Origin of the sequence: Saccharothrix sabaoui (genome assembly GCF_051756985.1) — a bacterium.
Lineage (GTDB): Bacteria > Actinomycetota > Actinomycetes > Mycobacteriales > Pseudonocardiaceae > Actinosynnema.
In genome coordinates, this window is the sequence record NZ_JBPKJK010000281.1 from 1 (window position 1) to 6251 (window position 6251).

At 75.5% G+C, this 6251-nt stretch carries 7 protein-coding genes; 1 reads left to right on the forward strand and 6 read right to left on the reverse strand.

The window, feature by feature from the left end:
• From ACR807_RS40670 to ACR807_RS40695, 6 genes are all read right to left on the reverse strand, one after another.
• A partial coding sequence (locus ACR807_RS40670; protein WP_438926883.1) for a DUF1684 domain-containing protein occupies nucleotides 1-719 on the reverse strand: 719 nt, incomplete at its 3' end.
• Between the two features lie 142 nt (nucleotides 720-861).
• Nucleotides 862-2553 carry a DEAD/DEAH box helicase gene (locus ACR807_RS40675; protein ID WP_438926884.1) on the reverse strand — a complete coding sequence of 564 codons (1692 nt, stop codon included), beginning with the start codon at nucleotides 2551-2553 and terminating at the stop codon, nucleotides 862-864.
• 81 nt (nucleotides 2554-2634) lie between these two features.
• Nucleotides 2635-3066 carry a hypothetical protein gene (locus ACR807_RS40680; RefSeq protein WP_438926885.1) on the reverse strand — a complete coding sequence of 144 codons (432 nt, stop codon included), beginning with the start codon at nucleotides 3064-3066 and terminating at the stop codon, nucleotides 2635-2637.
• Nucleotides 3063-3956, reverse strand: coding sequence for a Gfo/Idh/MocA family oxidoreductase (locus ACR807_RS40685; protein ID WP_438926886.1), 894 nt, complete (start codon nucleotides 3954-3956; stop codon nucleotides 3063-3065). The genes ACR807_RS40680 and ACR807_RS40685 overlap by 4 nt, the downstream gene beginning before the upstream one ends.
• A gap of 63 nt (nucleotides 3957-4019) precedes the next feature.
• Nucleotides 4020-5087 (reverse strand): LCP family protein, encoded by a 1068-nt coding sequence (locus tag ACR807_RS40690; protein ID WP_438926887.1) that lies wholly within the window; start codon nucleotides 5085-5087, stop codon nucleotides 4020-4022.
• Nucleotides 5084-5587 carry a SigE family RNA polymerase sigma factor gene (locus tag ACR807_RS40695; RefSeq protein ID WP_438926888.1) on the reverse strand — a complete coding sequence of 168 codons (504 nt, stop codon included), beginning with the start codon at nucleotides 5585-5587 and terminating at the stop codon, nucleotides 5084-5086. Before ACR807_RS40695 ends, ACR807_RS40690 begins: the two co-directional genes overlap by 4 nt.
• Nucleotides 5588-5744: 157 nt before the next feature.
• On the opposite strand from ACR807_RS40695, the gene ACR807_RS40700 reads away from it, so the two are divergent.
• The coding region (locus tag ACR807_RS40700) for a type II toxin-antitoxin system CcdA family antitoxin (RefSeq protein ID WP_438926889.1) at nucleotides 5745-6251 on the forward strand (507 nt) is incomplete at its 3' end.

Sequence of the window (6251 nt, forward strand, 5' to 3'; positions counted from 1 at the left end):
TCACCCGCCTCGACCGGGACCGTGACCCTGTTGCCCGGCAACGGTTTCGGGCACGTGCCGTACGGGGTCAGCGCGGACGGCAGGTTCACCGCCCGGTTGAAGTCGAGCCGCACCCGCCCGTCGACCGGCGCGTCGGCCGACAGCACGCGCCACCCGGCCGTGGCGCCGCCGTTGGACGGGTCGTGGAACAGCAGCTGCGGCCGGCCGTCGTGGCCGTGGTGCAGCACCACCTCCTGCGGCTGCCCGCCGACCTCGAACCGGGCCGCGCCGATCGCGCTCAGGTGGTGCTCCAGCCCTTCGACCGCGCCGTCCACCACGACCGGTCGCGGCGGGTCGTACGCCTCGAACTCCGCGTCGACCACCCACTCGCGACGCCACTCGAACGTGGGAACCCCGGTGAACGAGGCCAGGGCGGGCGCCCCCGGGTCGCGCAGGCGGATCGCGTAGCGGCCGGTGCGCAGGACGACCTCGACCTTCGTGCCGCCCTCGCCGTCGAGCAGCAGCGACCCCGCCTCGGCGACCCGGTGCTCGGCCGTGCCGTCGCGGGCGACCTCCCCGTCGGTGCTCCACTCGCCCGGCACGCCGGGGAACGCGCGCGGGGTGCCGTCGAGCCAGTGCAGCGCGGTCGGCGACAGCCAGCCGTGCGGCGCGCGCAACCCCTCGTCGCGCTCCTCGCGCCACCGCGCCCAGTCGGCGGCGAGGTCCTCCGTGGTCGTCATCGCACCCTCCTCGTAGTTCGTTCGTCATCGAACCAACCACGGGGAGGGCGGGCGCGCCACCACGTCCACATGCCGGGCGGCGCTCAGGACTGCGCTCGGGACCGCGGCACGGCGACCGGGCCGGCCGCCGGGCCCGGTCCGGTCACCTCGGGTCGTCGCGCTCCCGCCGCACGGTCACCTTGCGGCCCTTGATCGTGGCGCCCCGCAGGGACGCGATGACCTGCTGCGCGGCCGTCTCCGGCACCTCGACCAGGGAGAACCGGTCGGCGATCTCGATCGCGCCGATGTCGCGGCCGTTGAGCTGCGCCTCGCCCGCGATCGCGCCCACCAGGTCCTGCGGCCGGATGCCCGAGCTGCGGCCCGCGCCCACGAACAGGCGAGTCATGCCCGCGGTCGGCCGCCTCGGGGGGCGCCGTTCGCGCCGCTCGCCACCGGGTGCGCCGTCCCGGCCGCGCCGGTCGCCGCCGCTGCGCGGCACGTACTCCGGGATCTCCTCCTCGTCGGCCGCCGCGCCGCTGGCCTCGTGCGCCAGCTTCACCGCCGCGAGCGCGACCTCCATCACGTCGAACTCGTCGGCCAGCGTCTCGACCACGACCCGGAAGCCCTCCAGGTCGTCCTCCAGCAGGCTCTCGTGCAGCGCGGCGCGGGTCAGCTCCAGCCGGCGCGTGCGCAGGTCCGCGACCGTCGGCACCTTCTCGACCTGGATGCGCTGCTTGGTGACGCGCTCGATGGTCTTGAGCATGCCGTGCTCGCGCGGCTCGGCCAGCGTGATCGCCACGCCCTCGCGGCCCGCCCGGCCGACCCGGCCGATGCGGTGCACGTAGGACTCCGGCGCGGACGGCACGTTGTAGTTCACGACGTGCGTGAGCTGCTCCACGTCGAGGCCGCGGGCGGCGACGTCGGTGGCCACCAGCAGGTCCGCGGTGCCGTTGCGCAGCCGGCCCATCACCCGGTCGCGCTGCTCCTGGCTGATGCCGCCGTGCAGCGACTCCGCCCGGTAGCCGCGGCCGTTGAGGGTCTCGGTGAGCTGGTCGACCTCGTCGCGCGTGCGGCAGAACACGATCGCCGCGGTCGGGGCCTCCACGTCGAGGATGCGGCCGAGGGCGGCGGGCTTGTGCGCGCGCGGCACGACGTAGGCGCTCTGCCGCACCTTCGGGGCCTCGCCCGGTTCGGGCTGCTCGCGGCTGATCGTGATGCGCACCGGGTCGGTCAGGTGCTGGCGGGCCAGGCGGTCGATGCGCGAGGGCATCGTCGCGGAGAACAGCACGGTCTGCCGCTCGTCGGGCGTCTCGGCCAGGATCGTGTCCAGGTCCTCGGCGAAGCCCATGTCGAGCATCTCGTCGGCCTCGTCGAGCACGACGACCTTCAGGCCCTCCAGCTTCAGCGTGCCCCGCTGGAGGTGGTCCACGGCCCGGCCCGGCGTGGCGACCACGACGTCCACGCCCTGCTCCAGCACCCGCAGCTGTCGCCCGATCGGCTGACCGCCGTAGATCGGCAGCACGCGCGCGCCCAGGTCGCGCCCGTACCGGTGCACCGCCTCCGACACCTGCACGGCCAGCTCGCGCGTCGGCACCAGCACCAGCGCGAACGGCGCGCGGTCGGTCCGCTCGCCCGCCGCGGCCAGCCGCTCCAGCACGGGCAGCGCGAAGGCCGCCGTCTTGCCGGTGCCGGTCGCGGCCTGGCCGAGCAGGTCGCGCCCCTCGGTGAGCGGAGGGATCGCCTCGCGCTGGATCGGGGTCGGCTCCTCGTAACCCAGGCCCGACAGGGCGCGGAGCAGTTCGGGGCGCAACCCGAGGTCGGTGAAGCTGATCCGGTCGTCGGGTTCGTCGTTCATGGGTCAAGTCTCGCTGATCGCCCCTGAACCGCGCGGCGAGGGGTAGGCCCCGGAGGTCGCGCCCGGCGCCCGGGACCCGCGTCACGGGGCGGCGGGCCCCGGGGGACGGCGTGCCGCGACGCCGAAGCCGGCCAGCCGGCGGTCCGCCTCGGCGGTCGAGCGGAGGCGGACGTGGGGCAGGCCGGCGAGCCGGGACGGGTAGCCGGCCTGCCGGCCGCGGTGCTGCGCGACCGCCCAGGCGATCACCGAGTCGCGCCCCAGCAGGGTCTTCAGGCTCTCGCGGTTGCCGTTCCACGGCTCCGTGCGGCGCGCGATCCGGCCCAGGCTGCGGAACAGCAGCCGCCGCGGGACGACGACGCGCAGCGGTTGGTCCAGCCACACCAGCAGGTCGGCGCGGTGCCGGATGCCGTCCAGCTCCACGTGCGGGCCGCCGACGAGCGGGGCCGGTCGGCGCGAGAGCGTGGTCTTGCCCGCGCCGCTCACGCCGAGCACGACGACGCGCAGGGGCGTCACGACCGGGTCCCCGGCGAGGCGTGCAGGCCGGCGAGGTGGGCGGCGACGTCGAAGCCGAGCACCGGGTCCGGTGAGGACGACAGCAGGCTCTCGTACAGCGGCCGGTAGTGGGCGACCTTGCGCGGCGTGCGGCCGTCCGTGCCGAACGACGCCAGCAGCTCGCCGCCGCGGAACGCGAAACCGGTCATCGCGGTGTGGTCGAGCCAGACCTCCACGTCGCCGTGCGACACGGCGGTGGACTTGCTGCTCGCCCCCGTCCGCCAGTCGACGCGCAGCCGCGCCAGGCCGGTCGTGCCCGCCGAGGCGTAGTCGACGGTGGCCCACGCGCCCAGGTCCTCCTCCACGAGCGACGTCACCGCGACCGGGTCGACCAGGCGGGCCAGCACGGTCAGCTGGTTGATGCCCGAGTCCGCCCACGGCGAGGTGTACGAGGCGAACGCCTGCTCGCCCTTGAGCACGTACGGGTCGCAGAACGCCGACGTGACACCGGTGACCGGGCCGAACGGCAGGGCCGCCGCCCACGCGACCTCGGGGGAGAACGCGAAGTGGTGCGCGGTGAACAGCCGCGGGGTGTCCAGCGCCCGCAGCCGGTCCAGCGACGCCGGGTCGAGCACCAGCGGCTTCTCCACCAGCACCCGGGCGTCGGTCGCGGTGAGGGCGAGCGCGGCCAGGTCGGCGTGCGAGCCCGAGGGGGTGGCGATCACGACCAGGTCGGGCCGGTGCGCCTCCAGCGCGGACGACAGGTCCGGGTAGTGGGGACCGGGTCCGGGGCCGGGGGCCGCCGGGTCCGCGGTGAACTCCAGGTCCACGTCGGACCGCTCGCCGAGCACCGCGAGGTGCGTGCGCGCGATCGTGCCGACACCGACGAGCCCCACCCGCGTCCGTTCCACACCCCGAGTATCCACGGGGGAGCGAACCGTTTCCGGGTCGCTCCCCCGTCCACAGAGGACCGCCTACGGGACGCAGGCGGGCACCGTCTCCTCGGACCCCGGCGCCCAGGACGGCGCCCCGGGGTCCGTGGGTCCGGTCGGCGGCGCCGGGTCGCGCAGCGCCCTCTCCAGGAGTTGGTGCACCCGGGCCGGGTCGGCGTCCACGCCGGGTGCGACCGGGTCGACCAGCAAGCTCGTGAAGCGCCGCTTCCCGTCGCCGGCGAGCAGCCGCACGGCGGCCACCACGTCCCAGCCCTCGTCCGTGCGCACGGCGTCGTGCGCCAGGGCCACCACCCGGGCCAGCGCCGCCGGGTCGCCGACGACCTCCGGGCTGCCGACCCGGTCCAGCAGGCCGCGCAGGAAAGCCTGGTGGCGCGTCACGCGCTGCAGGTCGCCGGACAGCGTCCCCGTCCGCTGGCGCAGGTACAGGAGGGCCTGCTCGCCCGCCAGCACGTGGCGGCCGGCGGGGAGCGCGAAGCCGGTCACGGTGTCGTGGGCGTCGGCGGCGAGGCAGACCTCCACCCCGCCGACCGCGGTGCTCAGCTCGGCGAACCGCCCCGTGCCGACCGCCGCCCAGTGGTCCACCGCGACACCGGTGAGCGCCTCGACGGCGTCGACCGTGGCCTCCGCGCCCGCGAGGTCGGGGTCGCGCCCCTCGGCCAGTGCCCGCTCGTGGGCCGTGCCGTAGAAGGTGTTGAGCTTGGCCGGCTGCGCGCCGGGGACCTCCACCCGGGTGTCGCGCGGCAGCGACACGGCGCTGGTCGAGCCGTCGGGGGAGAGCCGCAGCAGCACCAGGGCGTCCGGTCGCGCCGCGCCGGGCGCCCCGTCGTCCAGGCCCAGCAGCAGGACGGTCTGCCCGGTGGTCGGGGTGACCCGCGCCTGGTCGTCGGGCGCGGCCGTGCGGTCCACGGCGAACGGGATCGCCACCGCGGCCACGGCGGCGGCCGCGGTGAGCACCCCGACCGCGACCAGCGCGAGCGGGCGGCGCCGCCGTTGGGCGCGGTGCAGGTGCGCCAGCACCTCGCGGTGGTCCACCCGCTGCTCCGCCTGGTCCGCGAGCGCCTCGCGGATCAGGAACTCCTGCTCGGTCATCGCAGCACCTCCGTACGTGTCGTACCGGTGACCCGCAGCGTCTTGAGCGCGCGGGAGATGTGGCTGCGCACCGTGCCCTCGGAACAGCCGAGCACCCGCGCGATCTCCGCGTCGGTGCTGTCCTCGTAGTAGCGCAGCACGATCGCCGCGCGCTGCCTGCGCGGCAGCACGGCGATCCGGGCGCGCATCGCGTCCCGCTCGGCGTGCCGGTCGGCCGGGTCGGCCACCGCGGGCCCCAGGTCGTCGAGACCGGCGTGCGTCGCGGACACCTCGCGGGCCGCGCGGCGGCGGCGCCACGACAGGTAGTCGTTGGTCACCATCCGCTTCACGTACGGGTAGGGGGCGTCGACCGCCCCGATCCGGTCCCACTTCTGCCGAACGCGCAGCAGCACGTCCTGCACGATGTCCTGCGCCAGGTGCCTGTCGCAGGTCAGCGCCGTGGCGTAGCGCAAGAGCCGATCGAGGCGATCGGTGACGAACTCGTCGAAGCCGTCCCGCACGTCGCCCCCCTTCTGCCGCTGTGTCGGTTGCGGACCGGAAACCCCCTGGAGGACGCGCCACGTTGAACGCGAGCCTTATGACGCCGGTCACACCTTGCCTGTAACCCTTCATGGGGGTACACATGGGGTTATCCAATACTCCCGAGGGGGAGGCGCAGTGCCGAAGATCAACGTGTACCTGCCGGACGAGCTGGCCGAGCAGGTCAAGGACGCGGGCGTGCCGGTGTCGGCGGTCTGCCAGCGCGCGCTGGAGCAGGCCGTGCGGCGGATCGCCGCCATCCGGGCCGTCCGGCTCGACGACCCGGACTCGCTGGAGCGGGCGGCCCGCGCGACGCGCGTCACCGACCGGGTGCGGGCCGTGTTCCGGCTGGCCGTCGACCGCGCCCGCGCGGCGGGCTCGGCGCAGGTGGGCACCGAGCACCTGCTGGGCGGCGTCCTCGACGAGGGCGGCAACCTGGCGCTGCGCGTGCTGGAGGTGCTGGAGGTCGAGCCGGGTCGGGTGGCGGCGTCGCTGCCCACGACCACCGGCGAGGGCGAGCCCACCTCGTTCGGCCCCGACGCGGCGGCGGCGCTGGAGCTGAGCGTCGTCGAGGCGGTCACGCTCGGTCACAACTACGTCGGGTGCGAGCACCTGCTGCTGGGCCTGGTGGCCGAACCGGGCGGC

Excerpts from the sequence above, each read along its gene's own strand:
- ACR807_RS40675 (WP_438926884.1), bottom strand. The coding sequence starts at position 2,553 with ATGAACGACGAACCCGACGACCGGATCAGCTTCACCGACCTCGGGTTG.
- ACR807_RS40690 (WP_438926887.1), bottom strand. The coding sequence starts at position 5,087 with ATGACCGAGCAGGAGTTCCTGATCCGCGAGGCGCTCGCGGACCAGGCG.